The organism is Corynebacterium sp. KPL2680 (assembly GCF_040225675.1).
GTDB classification, from domain to species: Bacteria; Actinomycetota; Actinomycetes; order Mycobacteriales; family Mycobacteriaceae; genus Corynebacterium; species Corynebacterium rhinophilum.
Window position 1 is genome coordinate 146,592 of sequence record NZ_JBEHFM010000002.1, and the last position, 15,780, is coordinate 162,371.

15 protein-coding genes and 1 other RNA gene are annotated in these 15,780 nt (G+C 59.6%); 10 read left to right on the forward strand and 6 right to left on the reverse strand.

Annotation, left to right across the window (positions count from 1 at the left end; translation table 11 throughout):
* Positions 1-960, reverse strand: a complete 960-nt coding sequence (locus ABRP66_RS02025; protein WP_349838259.1) for an SURF1 family cytochrome oxidase biogenesis protein — start codon at positions 958-960, stop codon at positions 1-3.
* Between the two features lie 10 nt (positions 961-970).
* Positions 971-1,462, reverse strand: coding sequence for a low molecular weight protein-tyrosine-phosphatase (locus ABRP66_RS02030; RefSeq protein WP_005285561.1), 492 nt, complete (start codon positions 1,460-1,462; stop codon positions 971-973).
* Between the two features lie 93 nt (positions 1,463-1,555).
* Between ABRP66_RS02030 and ABRP66_RS02035 the strand changes: the two genes are divergently transcribed.
* The 4 genes from ABRP66_RS02035 (at position 1,556) to rnpB (ending at position 5,059) form a co-directional block, all read left to right on the forward strand.
* Positions 1,556-2,698 carry a Nif3-like dinuclear metal center hexameric protein gene (locus tag ABRP66_RS02035; RefSeq protein WP_284769457.1) on the forward strand — a complete coding sequence of 381 codons (1,143 nt, stop codon included), beginning with the start codon at positions 1,556-1,558 and terminating at the stop codon, positions 2,696-2,698.
* Entirely contained in the window at positions 2,699-3,418 is a 720-nt protein-coding gene (locus ABRP66_RS02040) for a zinc ribbon domain-containing protein (protein ID WP_284769458.1), read from the forward strand.
* Entirely contained in the window at positions 3,415-4,590 is a 1,176-nt protein-coding gene (locus ABRP66_RS02045) for a bifunctional RNase H/acid phosphatase (RefSeq protein ID WP_284785340.1), read from the forward strand. Before ABRP66_RS02040 ends, ABRP66_RS02045 begins: the two co-directional genes overlap by 4 nt.
* A gap of 15 nt (positions 4,591-4,605) precedes the next feature.
* An RNA gene (gene rnpB, locus ABRP66_RS02050) (RNase P RNA component class A) lies at positions 4,606-5,059 on the forward strand.
* A 3-nt stretch (positions 5,060-5,062) separates the two neighbouring features.
* Here the strand turns inward: rnpB and ABRP66_RS02055 are convergent.
* The gene (locus ABRP66_RS02055; protein ID WP_349838260.1) at positions 5,063-6,337 is read right to left on the reverse strand and encodes a galactokinase family protein; all 1,275 of its coding nucleotides are present in this window, start codon (positions 6,335-6,337) and stop codon (positions 5,063-5,065) included.
* Positions 6,338-6,588: 251 nt separating this feature from the next.
* Here ABRP66_RS02055 and ABRP66_RS02060 point away from each other — a divergent pair, with 251 nt between their 5' ends.
* Positions 6,589-6,783 carry a hypothetical protein gene (locus ABRP66_RS02060; RefSeq protein ID WP_349838261.1) on the forward strand — a complete coding sequence of 65 codons (195 nt, stop codon included), beginning with the start codon at positions 6,589-6,591 and terminating at the stop codon, positions 6,781-6,783.
* Between the two features lie 70 nt (positions 6,784-6,853).
* Here the strand turns inward: ABRP66_RS02060 and ABRP66_RS02065 are convergent, their stop codons facing one another.
* The 3 genes from ABRP66_RS02065 to ABRP66_RS02075 all read right to left on the reverse strand — a co-directional run bounded on the left by ABRP66_RS02065 (position 6,854) and on the right by ABRP66_RS02075 (position 9,826).
* A complete protein-coding gene (locus ABRP66_RS02065; protein ID WP_349838262.1) occupies positions 6,854-8,611 on the reverse strand; it encodes a CYTH and CHAD domain-containing protein in 1,758 nt (585 codons plus the stop codon).
* A 174-nt stretch (positions 8,612-8,785) separates the two neighbouring features.
* On the reverse strand, positions 8,786-9,463 hold the full coding sequence (locus ABRP66_RS02070; RefSeq protein WP_349838263.1) for a DUF2786 domain-containing protein: 678 nt from the start codon (positions 9,461-9,463) through the stop codon (positions 8,786-8,788).
* 54 nt (positions 9,464-9,517) lie between these two features.
* Positions 9,518-9,826 carry a hypothetical protein gene (locus ABRP66_RS02075; protein WP_349838264.1) on the reverse strand — a complete coding sequence of 103 codons (309 nt, stop codon included), beginning with the start codon at positions 9,824-9,826 and terminating at the stop codon, positions 9,518-9,520.
* Between the two features lie 196 nt (positions 9,827-10,022).
* On the opposite strand from ABRP66_RS02075, the gene ABRP66_RS02080 reads away from it, so the two are divergent.
* The 5 genes from ABRP66_RS02080 (at position 10,023) to ABRP66_RS02100 (ending at position 15,758) form a co-directional block, all read left to right on the forward strand.
* Entirely contained in the window at positions 10,023-11,360 is a 1,338-nt protein-coding gene (locus ABRP66_RS02080; protein ID WP_284769463.1) for a glutamine synthetase family protein, read from the forward strand.
* A 7-nt stretch (positions 11,361-11,367) separates the two neighbouring features.
* Positions 11,368-14,427, forward strand: a complete 3,060-nt coding sequence (locus ABRP66_RS02085; protein WP_349838265.1) for a bifunctional [glutamine synthetase] adenylyltransferase/[glutamine synthetase]-adenylyl-L-tyrosine phosphorylase — start codon at positions 11,368-11,370, stop codon at positions 14,425-14,427.
* A gap of 97 nt (positions 14,428-14,524) precedes the next feature.
* Positions 14,525-14,896: a Cgl2226 family protein gene (locus ABRP66_RS02090; RefSeq protein WP_284769465.1), complete on the forward strand. Its 372-nt coding sequence runs from the start codon at positions 14,525-14,527 to the stop codon at positions 14,894-14,896.
* Positions 14,859-15,356: a hypothetical protein gene (locus tag ABRP66_RS02095; protein WP_349838266.1), complete on the forward strand. Its 498-nt coding sequence runs from the start codon at positions 14,859-14,861 to the stop codon at positions 15,354-15,356. The genes ABRP66_RS02090 and ABRP66_RS02095 overlap by 38 nt, the downstream gene beginning before the upstream one ends.
* Positions 15,357-15,560: 204 nt before the next feature.
* A complete protein-coding gene (locus ABRP66_RS02100; protein ID WP_349838267.1) occupies positions 15,561-15,758 on the forward strand; it encodes a hypothetical protein in 198 nt (65 codons plus the stop codon).
* Positions 15,759-15,780 lie beyond the last annotated feature (22 nt).

Sequence of the window (15,780 nt, forward strand, 5' to 3'; positions counted from 1 at the left end):
TTAGTAGCGCTCGCGGCGGCGCTTTTTCAGCTTGGCATAGTGATCCGGCTTGGAATCGCCGTAGCGGGAGCGGTTGCGCAGCGCGGCGGCGTGAGATGCGGTATCGGCTTCGGCAGCGGCGGTGGTAGCAGCCTCGGTTCCAGGCTCGCCGTGGGCGGAGGGGCTGGAGGAGGGGACATCGGCAAGCGATTCTGCGTCCGCATTGAGAGCCTGCATGGCGGCTTCTTCCTCGCGCAGGCGGCGGCGCTCGCGGATCTCGGACCAAATAAAGTAGCCCAAACCCAGTGGGGCCATGATGCCAAAGGCAATCCACTGGTAGCCGTAGGAGAGGTGGTTGCCGCGGTCGAGCTGCGGGACGGGCATGGCGTTGAGCACGCCCGGCTGATCCTCGGAGAGCTGGATATAGTCTTGGCCTAAGTCAGCACCGATAAGCGAGCCCACCTGCTCGGTGTGGATGGAATAGACTTGCTGGTAGCCCTCCTGCGTGATGGGGGCGGTTTTGTGCTCGGCCTCATTCGAGCGCACCATGCCGGTAATCGTTATCTCTTCGGAGGGGGCAGGCGGAATATCCGGCACCGCATTGCCCTCCTCAGCGCTGACCCAACCGCGGTTAACCAGCATGGTCAGGCCCGCATCGGTGCGGAAAGGAACCAAGGACTGATAGGACGGGCCGGAACCGGCGGGGCGCAGGCGAAGCAGCACCTCATCCTCGGGCAGGTAGTGGCCCTTCAGAGTGGTGCGGGACCATTCATCGCCAGAGATGGCTCCATCAGCGTCCACGACCTGGTCAATCGGCTGCGGATCGGCTTCGTAGGCGTGGGTGATGTTTTCATTGCGTTCCACAATGTCATCGTCCTTTCCCAATTGCCATGGGGCAAGGACACTAAAGGCCAGGTAGGAAAATGCCACCACGAAAAGCAGCATGAGCACCCAGCCAGGCTTGAGGAACGTCTTTAGCATGCCCCCAAGTCTAGTCGTGGTTTTCGCGAATCCAATCCAGCAGGCCGGGGACGGCGGCTTCGATATTCTTGCGCGCTGTTTCGAAGTCTTCTTCGGTGCCGTAGTAGGGGTCTGCGACCTCTGCGCCTTCCGGAGAATTGGGATCGAAGCTGCGCATCAGCCGGACCTTGGCAGGCTCGATGCCCAGATCGATGAGCGAATCATAGTGCCCGGAGTCCATCGCGATGAAGAGATCGGCGTCCATGTGCTCTTCGCCCAATTTGGATGCACGGTGGGAGGCCCCATCGTGTCCGGCGCGGCGCAGCTCCGCCACGGCCCGCTCATCCGCGCCTTGCCCCACGTGCCAGCCGCCGAGCCCGCAGGAATCCACGGTGGCGAGGAGATCGAGCATGTCATCTTCCATTTCATCGCGAACGATGATTTCGGCCATGGGCGAGCGGCAAATATTGCCGGTGCACACAAAGACGAGGTAGAGACCCGAGTGAGAAGAAGATTCAGTCATGCGAAAACCCTTTGCGTAGATAGTACTGTAGTGCGGGAGACAGGATATAGCACTAGCGTAATTTACAAGAATCGAGCATAAAGGAGTATCCCCATGTCTGCTGTGCGAGTGGGCGATGTGCGCCGCGTTTTGGACAAGGCCTATCCGCCCCATTTGGCCGAAAAGTGGGATGCCGTAGGCCTTATTTGCGGCGATCCCGCAGACGAGGTGCGCACCGTTGCCTTTGCTTTAGATTGCACGCAAGAGGTTGCGGACCGCGCGGTTGAGCTCGGCGCGGATATGTTGGTAGTCCACCACCCGCTGCTACTGCGCGGCGTGGAATCAGTGGCGGCCGATACGCCCAAGGGCAAGGTTGTCCATGCCCTGATTAAAAATGGCGTGGCGCTTTTTGCCGCCCACACCAACGCCGATAAGGCCCGGCCAGGGGTTAACGATAAGCTCGCGGAACTCGTGGGCATTACTCCGGGGCGGCCCATCGTGCCGGAGGCCCCAGAGACCATCGATAAGTGGGGAGTGCATATTCCTGCAGGCAGTGCGGAGCAGGTAAAGCAGGCGCTTTTCGATGCCGGGGCGGGCCACATCGGCGCCTATTCTCACTGCTCCTTCGATATCGCGGGCGCAGGCCAATTCAAACCGGAAGAGGGCGCGGATCCTGCAGAAGGGCGCATCGGCAAGCTGCATCGCGGCGACGAGGTACGGGTGGAATTTGTGGCTCCCGCCTCGTTGCGGGCCACGCTGATTGCGGCGCTGCACGAGGCGCACCCGTATGAGGTGCCCGCCTATGACATCGTGGAAACGGCCGGAAGCGGCAACCTTGATACCGCGCTGGGCCTGGGGCGCTTGGGCGAGCTGCCCCGCGAGATGACCCTGCGGGAGTTTACGCAGCAGGTGGCCAATGCCCTGCCCGAGACCGCGTGGGGCATCCGGGCCGCCGGCGACCCAGAACAGACTGTGCGCACCGTGGCGGTTTCGTCCGGCGCCGGGGATTCCTTCCTGGCAGCTGCGTCAAAGCTGGGCGTCGATGTCTATGTCACCTCCGATCTGCGCCACCACCCGGTGGATGAGCATTTGCGCGCCGGGGGACCAGCCGTCATCGATACAGCCCACTGGGCCAGCGAATTTCCCTGGACGGCGCAAGCAAGCGATATCGTAGAAGCAGCATTAGAACTAGATACGGAAATTATTAGCCTGCGAACTGATCCGTGGACTATCTCCGCGCACCCAAAGGAGTCATAAGTGAAATTATCGCAAGAACTACAACCGGTACTGCTGGAATTGGCCAACCTGGAACGCTCGCAAGGCATTGGCGGGGATAAGGAACTGCCAGAAAAGGTCGAGTACGACAAGGCGCAGCAGGAACACAAGCGCTTGCTCGATGCCTCCGGTTCCGCGCAGATGGCAGTCGATGACATGGAAAATGAAATCCTGCGCATCCAGGCCGATGAGCGCAAGCTGCGCAGGCGCGAACGCGATGACAAAGGCCAGCTTGGCGCCGAATTGGATACCGAAAAGCGCAAGGACATCGAGCACGATCTCTACGCCACCAAGTCCCGCATCGCGGATCTGATGAGTGAGCTACAAGAAGCCCACAACGAGATCCACGCGCTGCGCTCCAACCTGGACGTGCACGGTGCGCGCGTCTCGGATTCTGAGCGCAAGCTGGAAATGCTGCGCCGAGCCGCAGACGCCGCCCAAGAGGCCGCGGATAACCAGCCCGATCCCGCCGTGCGCATCGCGGATTTGCGCGAACAGCTGCCCTCCGATGTCCTGGAGGAATACGACGCGCAGCGGCAAGAAAACGGCGTTGGCGCCGCGCAGTTTAAGGCCAACCGGGCCTGCGGCGGCTGCTTCATCGTCTTGCCACCCGCCGATAAAAACGCCGTGCGCAATGCGCCTGCCGATGAGCTGCCACAGTGCAGCGACTGCGGTTCCTACCTGGTGCGCCTGGCATCATGAAGGTCATCATCTACGCCGATGGCGGCTCGCGCGGCAATCCCGGAGTAGCCGGTTCAGGCACCGTCGTTTATGCCGCGGATGGCGCAACCATCCTGCGCGAAATCGTCTATGTGGTAGGTACCAAGGCCACCAATAACGTGGCCGAATACCACGGCTTATTGCGCGGGCTCGAGGCAGCCTCCGAGCTAGGTGCCAGCGAGGTGGAGTTCTATATGGATTCCAAGCTCGTCGTGGAACAGATCAACGGGCGCTGGAAAATCAAGCACCCCGATATGCAAAAGCTGGCCCTTAAGGCCCGCACTCATATCGACGGGTTTTCTTCCTTCAGCCTAGACTGGGTCCCGCGCGCGAAAAATAAGGTGGCGGATGCCCTATCCAATGATGCGATGGACGCGGCCGCGGCGGGGCATAAGGTGGGCATCGTCAAGAGCGATGCCGATGAGCCTGCCGCCGAGCCTTCGTCCGCAGCCGCGCCGGGTGAGTCTACGCCTGTCGAGGGCGAGAAAGAGTGGGATACCTCCGCGCCGCACCCTTCCGACTGGCTGGGCGAGCGCGACGATAAAACCCGGTTTATCCTGCTGCGCCATGGGCAAACCGAAATGTCTGCCGCCAAGCAATACTCAGGGCGCGCCAATCCGGAGCTTACTGAACTGGGTAAAAAGCAGGCGCTCGCCGCCGCACAGGCCCTTGCCGGTACCACCATCGACGCCATCGTGTGCTCGCCGCTGAAGCGCTGCCAGGAAACGGCGGCCGCCGTCGCGCATGGCCGCGATATCGACGTGGTGACCGAAGAGGGCCTGAGCGAGGTGGACTTTGGCGAGTGGGAAGGAAAGACCGCAGCCGAAGCGCACCAGCGCGACCCGGAGATACACGAGCAATGGCTGCACGATGCCGCCACACCGTGCCCCGGCGGGGAATCGCTGCAGGCTGTTAACCGTCGCGTGCGCGCAGCCCGCAAGGAATTGCAGCGGCGCTATAGCGGCAAGACGGTGCTGATTGTCAGCCACGTCAACCCCATAAAATCCTTCCTCTGCCAAGCCTTGAACGCGGGCCCGGCCACCTTCCAACACCTGTTTTTGGATCTGGCTGCGCTATCAGATGTCGAGTTCTGGGACGGTGGCTCTATGGTGCATGGATTCAACGATGTGGGACACCTGGAGGGGCTGCGCTAGACTAAGGAGCGCGAATGAGCCGGCCGGGCGATCGCGTCGCCGCAAACGGGCAGCGTTGGTGCTGCTACGTGGGCGCCGAGGAAAGTCCGGACTCCACAGAGCACGGTGGTTGCTAACGGCAACCCGGGGTGACCCGCGGGCAAGTGCAACAGAAAGTAGACCGCCTTGTGGCTCCACTTGCGCTTCCACCCAAGTTGGGACCACAAGGTAAGGGTGAAACGGTGCGTTAAGAGCGCACCAGCACCGTCAGCGATGGCGGTGGCTGGGTAAACCCCGCCGGGAGCAAGGCATCACGGCCCTGCCACGTCGCAGGGCCCGATCAGGCGTTTTAAGGCTGCTCGCCCGAGCCTGAAGGTAGCTGCTGGAACCAACTGGCAACGGTTGGTCTAGATGGATGTTCGCCGCGCGGCGTTCCGCTTGTTGGGGCGCCGTGGTTAGACAGAATCCGGCTTATAGGCCGGCTCATTCGCCCTTAACCTTCTACCTTGGCTGGCTCGCCAGCGGCCAGTTTGACCACCAGGAACCCATCGTCTGCTAGGTCTGCCGCGAAGTTTTCTGCGCGGTTGCTGGGGACATAAGCAATGACGGCGCTAGATAGTCCCGCGTGCGCCGAGCGCGCGGCCACCGCGCCGCGGACCGTGACGAGCTCCGCGAGCTTTTCTGCGGAATCGAAGCCATAAATATTGGTCAGCGAGGCCTGTGATTGCAAGACAATGGGGAAAAGCTCGTTGCGGCGGTGTGAGCGCAGGTAGCGCACAAAGTGCTCCACACGGGTGGTTTCTTCCTCATAAAATGCCATCCACGCGGTAGCCGCATTGATGCTGGGGCGACCGTCCTCGCCGTAGACCTTGTGTACGGCTTTGAGCCACTCCACCACTCGCTGCTGTGCATCAGGCAATAAACGCAGCGACTCCGTGCCGAAGGAATGGCAAGCATCATCAATAAACTGCTGGCGTTGGCGGATGTCACTAATTGCCTGTTCCTGTTCGTGCGCAACGTCCCCGGGCACCGCCACGGCAAAGGCCACCACGTCCTGGCCCACCACCTGTGGCGCATGGGTGACCGAACCATCGGCATAGTCGATGATGCACACGCCGTCACCACTGCTGCGCAGCGCGGCCGTGTGGCGCGCGCGAAGGGCAGGCTTATGAGCAAAGGTGGTCACCGCTTGGGTGCAGACATCCGCAACGCGCACGCGCAACGGCGCGTCGAGGTTATCGGTTGGGCCCATTAAGGCAAGCGCAACGGCAACATCCGCCGCCGATGCGGCGCCTAAGCCGATATCGGCAGGGATATCGCTGACGATGGTGATATCCGCCCCAGCCGTTTCCCGGGATAGTAACTGGCGGTTGACCATGGTGTGCACGATGCCGCCGATGCGCGCGGCAAGCCCTCCTTCTGGTGCGGGCGGGATGACCGGTTGGCCCTCAGAGTCCGTCGTGGGTTGTTGGGCCGCAGCGAGCGCAGCCACCTCCTGCAGGCTAATGGAATCGTGCGTAGGCTCCCCGCTAGCCGGTATGTAGTGGACCGAAACGATGCCATCCGTGCGCGAACTGACGGCCGCTGCTGCGCGGAGATCCGACAAGCTTGCGGCGACGATGCCCCCATAGTGATCGATATGCTCGCCAATAAGTGGCCAGGTCGCGGGCGCGCTGGCGACATGGGTGGGCTCCGTTCCCACGATAGAGGCGTGTTGTTGTGCAACGCGCTCAGCAATAGGGGACTTAGGCGTCGACCACAGTGGCATGAAGGCAAAAGCTCCTTTTCCAATTCGGCGGATAAAAATCACGCGGCTACGTGGCGCGGGCTAGCGCCATGGACAAAGTAGCCGATAAAGCGGCTCCCTCGCTCCGCGTGAGAGAGCAGGGGAGGCATCAAAAGAAATACTGCCCTCATATTCTAGCGGGCGTGTGTTTTCGTGCATGGGTAGTGTGGGCACCAACCACAAACAGGCGGCGCACACGTGCTGCCCAGAGTATATAGACGAAAGGGACTACCGTGGCGACCACAGCAGATGAGAAATGGTATTACGACCCCTCCACCAAAGAAGTCAGCAAAGGAAAAGTATCCGGCTGGGAAAACCGCATGGGCCCCTACGACACCCGCGAAGAGGCCGAGCACGCCATAGAAATCGCGCGCGCTCGCACCAAGGCAGCCGATACCGCAGAAAAGGAAGATGATGGCTGGGACTAGTTAATTTCCCAACCACCATCTGACTGCCCTTTATGCGGCCTAACGCGGCACAGCTGGTGCCGCGGCAGCGCTACTTCTTCAGCTTCTTGCGCAGCGGCTTAAACGCGGCCTTGATGTCCTTGAAAGACTCGTTGTAATCATCCAAAGCAGAAAGGCCGATGGCGCGTTCGCGCTGGTACAGCAGGCCGTAGCCAAAGGTATCTTCCCCGCGGCGGTGCGCGTTCTGGGATAGCTCGAGCAACTTATCCCGCGAGGTAACCGAGTCTTGGAAATCCCCCAAGACCGATTGCATCTTTTTGCAGGCCTTGTAGAGGCGCTTGGTCTTTAGCTTCGTTGCTGAACCAGCCGCCTCTGCTGCGTAGCGCAGCTTCTTGGCAGCCTTGCGCATATCGTGGAAATAATCCTCGCGCTCGTGCAGCGAAAGCTCCGCGTTATCCCAATTGTCCACGGCCTTCTTATGCCGCTTGACCAATTTCTTATAGGCCTTTTCTAGGTGGCGCGCCATCACGGCATCGACGTCCTCGGCCTCCGCGTCGCCAGCGCTAGACGGTTCTTCCGTCTTCTTTTCAACGGCCGATTTTTCCTCTGCAGCATGCGCTTGTGCGGATTCTTCGACTGAATTATCGGTTGTATCCCCAGCCGCTTCCTCAGTCGCGTCCACAACAGCGGAATCGTCATCACTATCGGTATCTTCTGTGGACTGGGAACCGGACGTAGGGGGATCCGCCAATAGGCGGTCGAGGGACTCGAGTAATTCGAGGTATTCCTCAGAATTTAGCGCGGCGATAACCCTGCGGTGCGCCCGCCGGTAGGCGGTACCCATGTCGCGGGAGATGTGTTCGCGGGTGGCGGCATCTAAGGTATCGGAGTCCTCGGACTCCAGGAGTTCTTGCCAGCGCTCTTCTACGACCTCTGCATCGCGGGCTACGCCCAAAATGCCGGCGAGTTCTTTGAGGTCAGCTTCGATTTTTTCAATCTGTGGGCCGACGACGATGCCGTGAAAAGTCTGTAGGTGGCTGCGCAGCTCGCGGGTGGCCACACGCATTTGGTGCACCGAGTCCCACTCATCGCGGCGAACGCGCGGATCGTAATCAATGAGCTTGTCGCGGTTAGCCTGCAGCGCTGCAATCACCGCTGCTGCCGGGGAATCCTCATCAACATCCGGGGTTACGAGTGCTGGTGGTAGGGGAGCATTGTTGTAGGAATCTCCCAAGGCCGACTTCAACTTAGACGGGGACGAAGAAACGCGAGCCCCAGCGCCGATGAGAAGTGAAGTCGCGCGGCGGATGAACTGGCTTCCTTCTTCGGTGCCTGGAAGCTCACCGGCAAGCTCCACTTCCCATTCGCGCCAGGATTGCTGCTGGCCGCCGGGCAGGAAAGAAAAGGCGGTGACGTGGTCATCGCAGAATTCCGCGACAGGATTATTGTGCTCGTTCGCAAGCAGCATCTCGGTGCGGTTATTATCCACCTGCGCAATGGGGCTTAACTCTTTGTGGCGAACGATAGAGCGCACTTGCTTTACAAGCTCTTGGGGCACCTCGTATTTGCCGTCTACCGGTTCTCCCAGTTCGGCATGGATCTCGGTTCGGCCACCCCCGCTGGGGATCTTGATGTGCCAGCCATCGTCATTGCCGCCGGTGCGGCGGCGCAAGGTGATTTTGGCGTGCGTTAGACGTAAATCTTCCGTGTCGTAATAAATGGCGGATAGAGCGTGGTGGCGCGTTTCTGCAATATGGTCAACGGATTCGAGTCGAGTGAGTTCAGGTAGTTGAGTCGATTCTGCTACGGCGAATTTCGCTTCTACTTCCAGAAAAGTCTGTGTTGACATTCACATACCCTTAAGCTTTTACAACAATTAATTTCACCTGTGATCCTACCCGTGACGCGCAGCACGCGCCTGAAAAATTTCGCAGCGTTTGCTGTGCGCACAGGTAGAAATGAGCCGCCGACACCACGGGACTGAAAGGGGACAGAGCAGGCCGCGGCGTACCCGCCATCGGTATTAAGAATCGATGCCCGCGGCAGGCCCGCCCAAGTGAGACTTTTCCGCGGCCGTGATGCCATCAGTGATGCCGTGCAAACTATTCATGGATAGCGAGGAGGTAGTCAGGTTGGGAAATAAGCGGTTTCGGGTTTCCTCGGCATGATCGGTGCGCGCTTGGAGCGCAGGCAGCGTCTGAGTGGCGATGAGCTCTGCGTGGTGACTGCAATAGGGAGATTCATCGAGTTTTTCTTCGATGCCGTCTTCATTGGCCAGCTGCAGCAGTTCCCCAATACGGGCGGCATAGGAAAGGCGGAAGCTACGGCGATAGGACGCGGTGGTCTGTGTCGCGCGTGCAAACTCGGCCCCTTCACTATTGCGCATGTACCAATCGCATTGGCGGTTCAGGGAGGAGAAAAGGTCGGCGCAGTGCGCGGCGTCTTCGGGCGCGCCGATGATGCAGGCAAGGCCCTTTTCGTGGATGAGGAGGGTGGTGCACCCATTGGCATTGGCGATGGTGCCTAACAAGGTGACCTGATGCTTGATATACGGCGGGTGAACGTTCACGCGGTGGGAAATGAGACGCGGTTGGTCAACGGTTAAGAGATCTTCGATGCGGTATTTTTGCTGCAGCGACTGTGCCTTGGAAATGAGTACCTCTGCCTCTTCTGCAAAGGAAGTGGATTCTGCCTTGCGCAATAGCCCCAAGACTTTGTGGCGGATTTTGTCCTGCTTATCGCTAGAGTCACCAGCCTAGCTCAACTCGCCGCCTGCTAAAAGTTCGGTATCGCGCAAACGTGGCAGGTGCACCAGCTCTTTCATGATGGCGCGCATTTTATCGCGGGGAATGAAGTTTTCTTGCGGGGCTTCTAATTGCAACCACGCTTTGCGCAGCGCGGGTGAGGTGATGCGGGCAGGTACGTGCGGGCTAGCGCGGTAGATGAGGGGATAAGAACAAGAACCAAGGATGTGGCGTAAATCGTCCGGGGACCACCCGTATTGGGCGGCGGTCACTATGGCATCGATAACGCTGGCAGAAAGTTCATCAACGTGGGAGGTCATACTTGTTTCTTCCTTTAGAAAAGCTTGTACAGGTGTTCGCTTGCCCCATTAGCAAATCACGTGCGCGAAGCCGTACCTGCTGCATTAACCCCCGCTAGCTACCCCCTGAATACTCTGGCGACCTGCGAATCTGACCATGTGGAAATTGACTAATGAACTGCACACTGCCTAGCGGTGAGCCGGTAAGGTTTAGGGCATGAATAGCCAACACGAATTCGTCTTACGCACCGTTGAGGAACGCGATATCCGCTTTATCCGCTTGTGGTTTACGGATATCATGGGCGCCCTCAAATCCGTAGTGATGAGCCCCTCCGAACTCGAATCCGCCTTTGAGGAGGGGATTGGCTTTGATGGCTCTTCGGTAGAAGGGTTTTCCCGCATCTCTGAATCGGACACCATTGCGCTGCCGGATCCCTCCACCTTCCAAATTTTGCCCTTTGATGACAACGAGCCGGACCTGCAAACGGCGCGCATGTTCTGCGATATTGCGCAGCCGGATGGTCAGCCTTCCGTGGTGGATCCGCGCCATATCCTGCGCCGCCAGGTTACCGAGGCGGCCAATGATGGATTTACCTGTATGGCTTCGCCAGAAATTGAGTTCTATTTGCTGGAACACAGCAAGGAACTGACAGACCTGGTCCCCACCGATAATGGCGGGTATTTCGACCAAGCGACGCACGATACCGCGCCGCTCTTCCGCCGCCGCGCCATGCTGGCGCTGGAATCGCTCGGCATCGCCACCGAATTTAGCCACCACGAAACCGCGCCGGGCCAGCAGGAAATCGATCTCCGCCACGCCGATGTGCTGACCATGGCGGATAATATTATGACCTTCCGGCGCGTTATTAAGCAGGTAGCCACGGATTCAAATGTGCGGGCTACGTTCATGCCCAAGCCTTTTGAGGATCTCCCGGGGTCCGGAATGCACACGCACTTTAGCCTTTTTGAAGGCCAGTCCAATGCCTTCCACGATCCGGATGATGAATTTTCGCTCTCACACACCGCCAAGCAGTTCATCGCCGGAATTTTGGAGCACTCTACGGAAATGAGCCCCATCATCAACCAGTGGCCCAACTCCTATAAGCGGCTGATGTTTGGCAATGAGGCGCCGGGTTCGGCCACGTGGGGCGTGCAAAACCGTTCCGCCCTGGTGCGCGTGCCGACGTACCGCCTGACCAAGGAGGAATCGCGCCGGGTGGAAATCCGGTCCATCGATGCTTCCATGAACCCATACTTGGGTTATGCGGTCATCCTCGCAGCCGGGCTGCGCGGCATCCGGGAAGGCTACGAATTAGACGAGCCGGCAGAAGACGATGTCCACCAGCTCACCCACCGCGAACGCCGTGCCATGGGGTATAAGGATCTTCCCTCCAGCATGGATCAGGCCCTGCGCGAGTTTGAAAAGTCCGAATTTATGGCAGAGGTCTTGGGCGAGCACGTCTTCGAGTTCTTTTTGCGCGCCAAATGGGAAGAATGGCGCGATTACCAGCGCCAAATTACTACAGTCGAGCTGCGCAACAACCTGAATTTTTAGGAGAATAATGCGTCCTGCCACGGTGCCGTCGCCGGCGTCGCTGGGCCTTAGCCGGTCCCATGCCGCACAAGACTTAGAACAACTGGGATGGAATAACCCGGAGTCCGTTGACCTCTTATGGACGCTGGCTGCGGTCGGTGATCCAGATTTGGCACTTAATAACCTCGTGCGCATTTACGAGCAGGCGCCGGAGCTCGATGCGGAAATCCGCAGCAACGAGCAAGTGCGGGTGCGCCTTCTCGCGCTCTTGGGTGCGTCAACGGCGTTCGGGGATCACCTCGCTGCCCACCCCGAGTTGTGGGAGGAGCTGAAAAAGCCCCTGCCGGAGCCAGAAGAGATGCTCACCAGCCTGCTTGAAACTGTCGGCGCGCAGCCGGCAACGTTTGCGGCAGAGCTCGATGCTCCCGATCCAGCGAGGGAGGATCTCAGCGCGCCGGGTACGTACCGCGCGAGCGAAGGCGAGCATAAAAAGGAGATGCGGACCCAGTACCGCACGCTGATGATGCGGCTTGCCGCGCACGATGTGGCGGGTACCTTCCACTCCCGAAAGGGGCAATCCCGCCCGCAGCCGGAGGTAAGCTTCCGGCAGGTTACCACGCTGACGACTGCGCTTGCCGATGCCGCCCTTACCGCCTCCCTTGCCGTTGCGGTGCGCAAGATCTACGGCGACGATCCGCTCGATGCGCAGCTTGCCGTCATGGCGATGGGCAAGTGCGGTGCCGGCGAGCTCAATTACATTTCCGATGTGGACGTTATCTTCGTCGGCAGCGAGGCAACGCCCAAAGCCACCCGGCTCGCCGCGGAGTTTAACCGGATTGGGTCGACGACATTTTTTGATGTCGATGCGAACCTGCGGCCGGAGGGTAAGTCTGGGGCGTTGGTGCGCACGCTGGATTCGCACGTGACCTACTACCGCCGGTGGGCAGAGACCTGGGAATTCCAGGCGCTGCTCAAGGCGCGGGCGATGACCGGCTACCTGCCGTTGGGGGAGGATTACCTGGAGCAAATCCGGCCGATGGTCTGGACGGCTTCGCAGCGCGATTCCTTCGTGGAAGACGTCCAAGCCATGCGCCGGCGCGTATTGGATAATGTGCCGGATGAGCTCAAACATCGCGAGCTCAAGTTGGGCGTCGGCGGGCTGCGCGATATCGAATTCGCGGTGCAATTGCTGCAATTGGTGCACGGTCGCTCCGATGAGTCCCTGCGTGCGCTTTCGACAGTGGATGCTCTCGACGCGCTTATCTCCGCAGGCTACGTGGGCCGCGAAGATGGCACGCAGCTCATTGAGGCCTATGAATTCTTGCGCCTTTTAGAACACCGCCTGCAATTGGAGCGCTTCCGCCGCACGCACACGCTGCCGACAGACGATGATGAAGCGGGCCTGAACTGGCTCGCGGTGATTTCGGGGTTCTCACCGCAGGGCACAAAGTCTGCGGTGCAGGGCATGTTGGCGCATTTGCGCCGCATCAGGATGCGCATTTCTGAGTTGCACTCGCGCCTGTTTTATCGCCCGCTGCTTAATTCCGTGGTGACCATGTCCGCCGATGAGCTAAAGCTTTCGCCCGAGGCGGCAAAGCTGCAGCTTGCAGCATTGGGCTATAGCTCACCGGTGCGCGCCTTCGAGCACCTGACCTCACTGGCATCCGGTACGTCCCGCAAGGCACGCATTCAAGCAATTTTGCTGCCGACCTTGATGGAATGGCTAGCAGACACCGCGGATCCGGATATGGGGTTGCTCAATTACCGCAAGCTATCTGAGGCCGCCCGCGATAAGTCGTGGTTCCTGCGCATCCTGCGGGATGAGGGGATCGTCGGCCAGCGCTTGATGCATATTCTAGGAACCTCGCCGTTTACCGCGGACCTTATTATCAGCGCCCCGGATTCGGTAAAACAGCTTTCCGATGGCGCGACCGGCCCCAAGTTGCTCGAAACTAAGCCGGAGCAGGTGTCCAAGGCGCTGGTTAATTCCAGCAAGCGCCATGCGCACCCGGATAAGGCAGTGGCGGTCGCGCGCTCGCTACGCAGGGTGGAGCTGGCGCGCATTGCCAGTGGCGATCTCCTAGGAATCATCCCCGTTGAGCAGGTGTGCCAAGAACTGTCGACCATCTGGAACGCGGTCTTGGAAGCCGCCCTGCGCGCTGAGGTGCGGGCTTGGCGGATGGACCACGAGGATGCGGAACCGCCGGCGCGCATTGCGGTTATTGGTATGGGGCGGCTCGGCGGCCGTGAGCTTGGGTTCGGCTCCGATGCAGATGTTCTTTTTGTGGCAGAGCCTGAGAATGCAGACGATGAAGGCGAGGCTATGCGGTGGGCCATCGGGATCGTTGATAAGCTGCGCCGTCGACTTGCCAAGCCCTCTGGAGATCCGCCTTTGGACGTTGACTTGGGCCTGCGCCCAGAGGGGCGTTCGGGTGCTGTGGTGCGCAGCATTGCCTCCTACAAGCGCTATTACCGCGAGTGGGGCGAGGCCTGGGAAATGCAGGCGCTGCTGCGCGCGGCCTTCATCGCCGGAGACGAGGAAGTGGGCCAGCGCTTTATAGAGATGATCGATGAATACCGCTACCCGGATAGCGGTGCAAGCCAGTCCACCATTCGCGCCATCCGGCGCATGAAGGCTCGGGTGGATAATGAGCGCCTGCCGCGTGGGGCCGACCGCACCACCCACACGAAGCTGGGGCGCGGGGCCCTGACCGATATTGAGTGGACGGTGCAGCTGCTGATTATGATGCACGGGCACGAATATCCCGAGCTGCGGCAACCAGGAACCTTGCCGGTGCTGGAGGCGCTGGAAGAAAGCGGTATCTTAAGCGCCGATCAAACTAGTGACCTGCGGGATGCGTGGTTGATGGCAACGGATGCCCGCAACGCGTTGGTGCTGGTGCGTGGCAAGCGCGTGGATCAATTGCCTGGGCCGGGCCAGCAATTGGCTCAAGTAGTCGGCGCGGCCGGCTGGACGCCGGAGGATAACCAGGATTTCCTAGATACCTACCTGAAACTGACCCGGCACGCACGCAAGGTGGTCGATGAAGTCTTTTGGGGAGAGGAGGAATCCTTCGAGCATTCTTAAAGTTGCCGCATAACTTGGTCTATACAGCGCTAATTCCCTTAACTTTTGAAGTTTCGCGCCCTAGAGTAGGAATAAGTTAGAGAAAGGATCTTTGGTTATGTCATTTCAGCTGCAGCTCGATGTGGACTCCGCCACGGTTGGAGAATTGGCCGCATTGCTTTCTGCCGCTCGCGCGGCAGGAGTCCGTGATGATGACGCCCTAGAATTAGATGGCACCACCTTGACCATTGAGGTCTCGGCCCCACAAACAGGCGCATCCCGCGGCGGGCAGAATCTCGACGCGCCGCATCACCAAGACGACCTTGGCCGCGAGGGCGGTGCGGACTCCCGCTCGCGCGGGCGCGGCGACCGCATTGGGGAGGCCACGATCCGCTCGCTCATTGATATTTTGAATGAACGCGGCAATGGTAATTCCTCGCGCGGCAATGGTTATGGCTTCTTCGGAGGAAACTCGGATTACCACGGCTAAATCTTCGGGAGCCCACCGCAGGAAGCTTATCTACCTCTGGGGCTGTATTGCCGTGGCGGCCATTATCGCCGTCGTCGTTGGCACGTGGGCAACGAGTCGCCATCACCCGCCTAAAGGGACGATGACCGTGGGGGATGCCGTAGCCGGGGGAGTGGTGCAAGAAGAAGCGCCCGCCCAGGTGAATGGTGCGGTAGGAAGCGATGCGTCTTCAGAGGCCAATCGCGTGATGTCGCTGGCAAAGGCGTTGGGGATTCCCCTGGAATCGGTGCCTCGCGATATTACCCAGAATAAATCTGGAAAGTCAGATGTCCGGCAGTATCTAGAGCGCGAGTTAAAGAGCGCCGTGGCCTCTGGCGAGCTGGATGAAGAAGATGAAAAGGCCATCATCGGCGCCTTTGAAAAAGGAATTGTCATCCCAGCCAGCGATGGCATCGTGGCTGAAAGCGCCCCGGCGAATTAGGTCGGTACCAGACTCTGACTAGACCACAGCCTGTGCATCGGCTGAGGCAGCCGCTTGGGCGTATTCCAGCCGAGGAACGCCCCATGAAGTTTCAGGAAACCGGCAGACTGAGGGCATGGCCTTAACAGCTCGTCTCCCTAAAGTTATCTCATAACGAAACGGTAACGATTCAAGGTGTGCGTTACCGAGGGACTGGAGGAGACGATGACAATCAACAATAAGTTATCTACAACCGCGGCGGTGGCCGCAGCCATAGTCTTTCCTATTAGCGGGGGATTAGGTATTGCCTTTGCGGTAAATGCGGTTCCAGCAGAGACCATTGCCCAAGCAGCAACCGGGGATCCGTTAATCCTGCACCTCAAGTCCTCATTCGAACTAGCAACCGCAATAGCGCGGCGATAACGTGAAGATCCCGTCCAAGCAC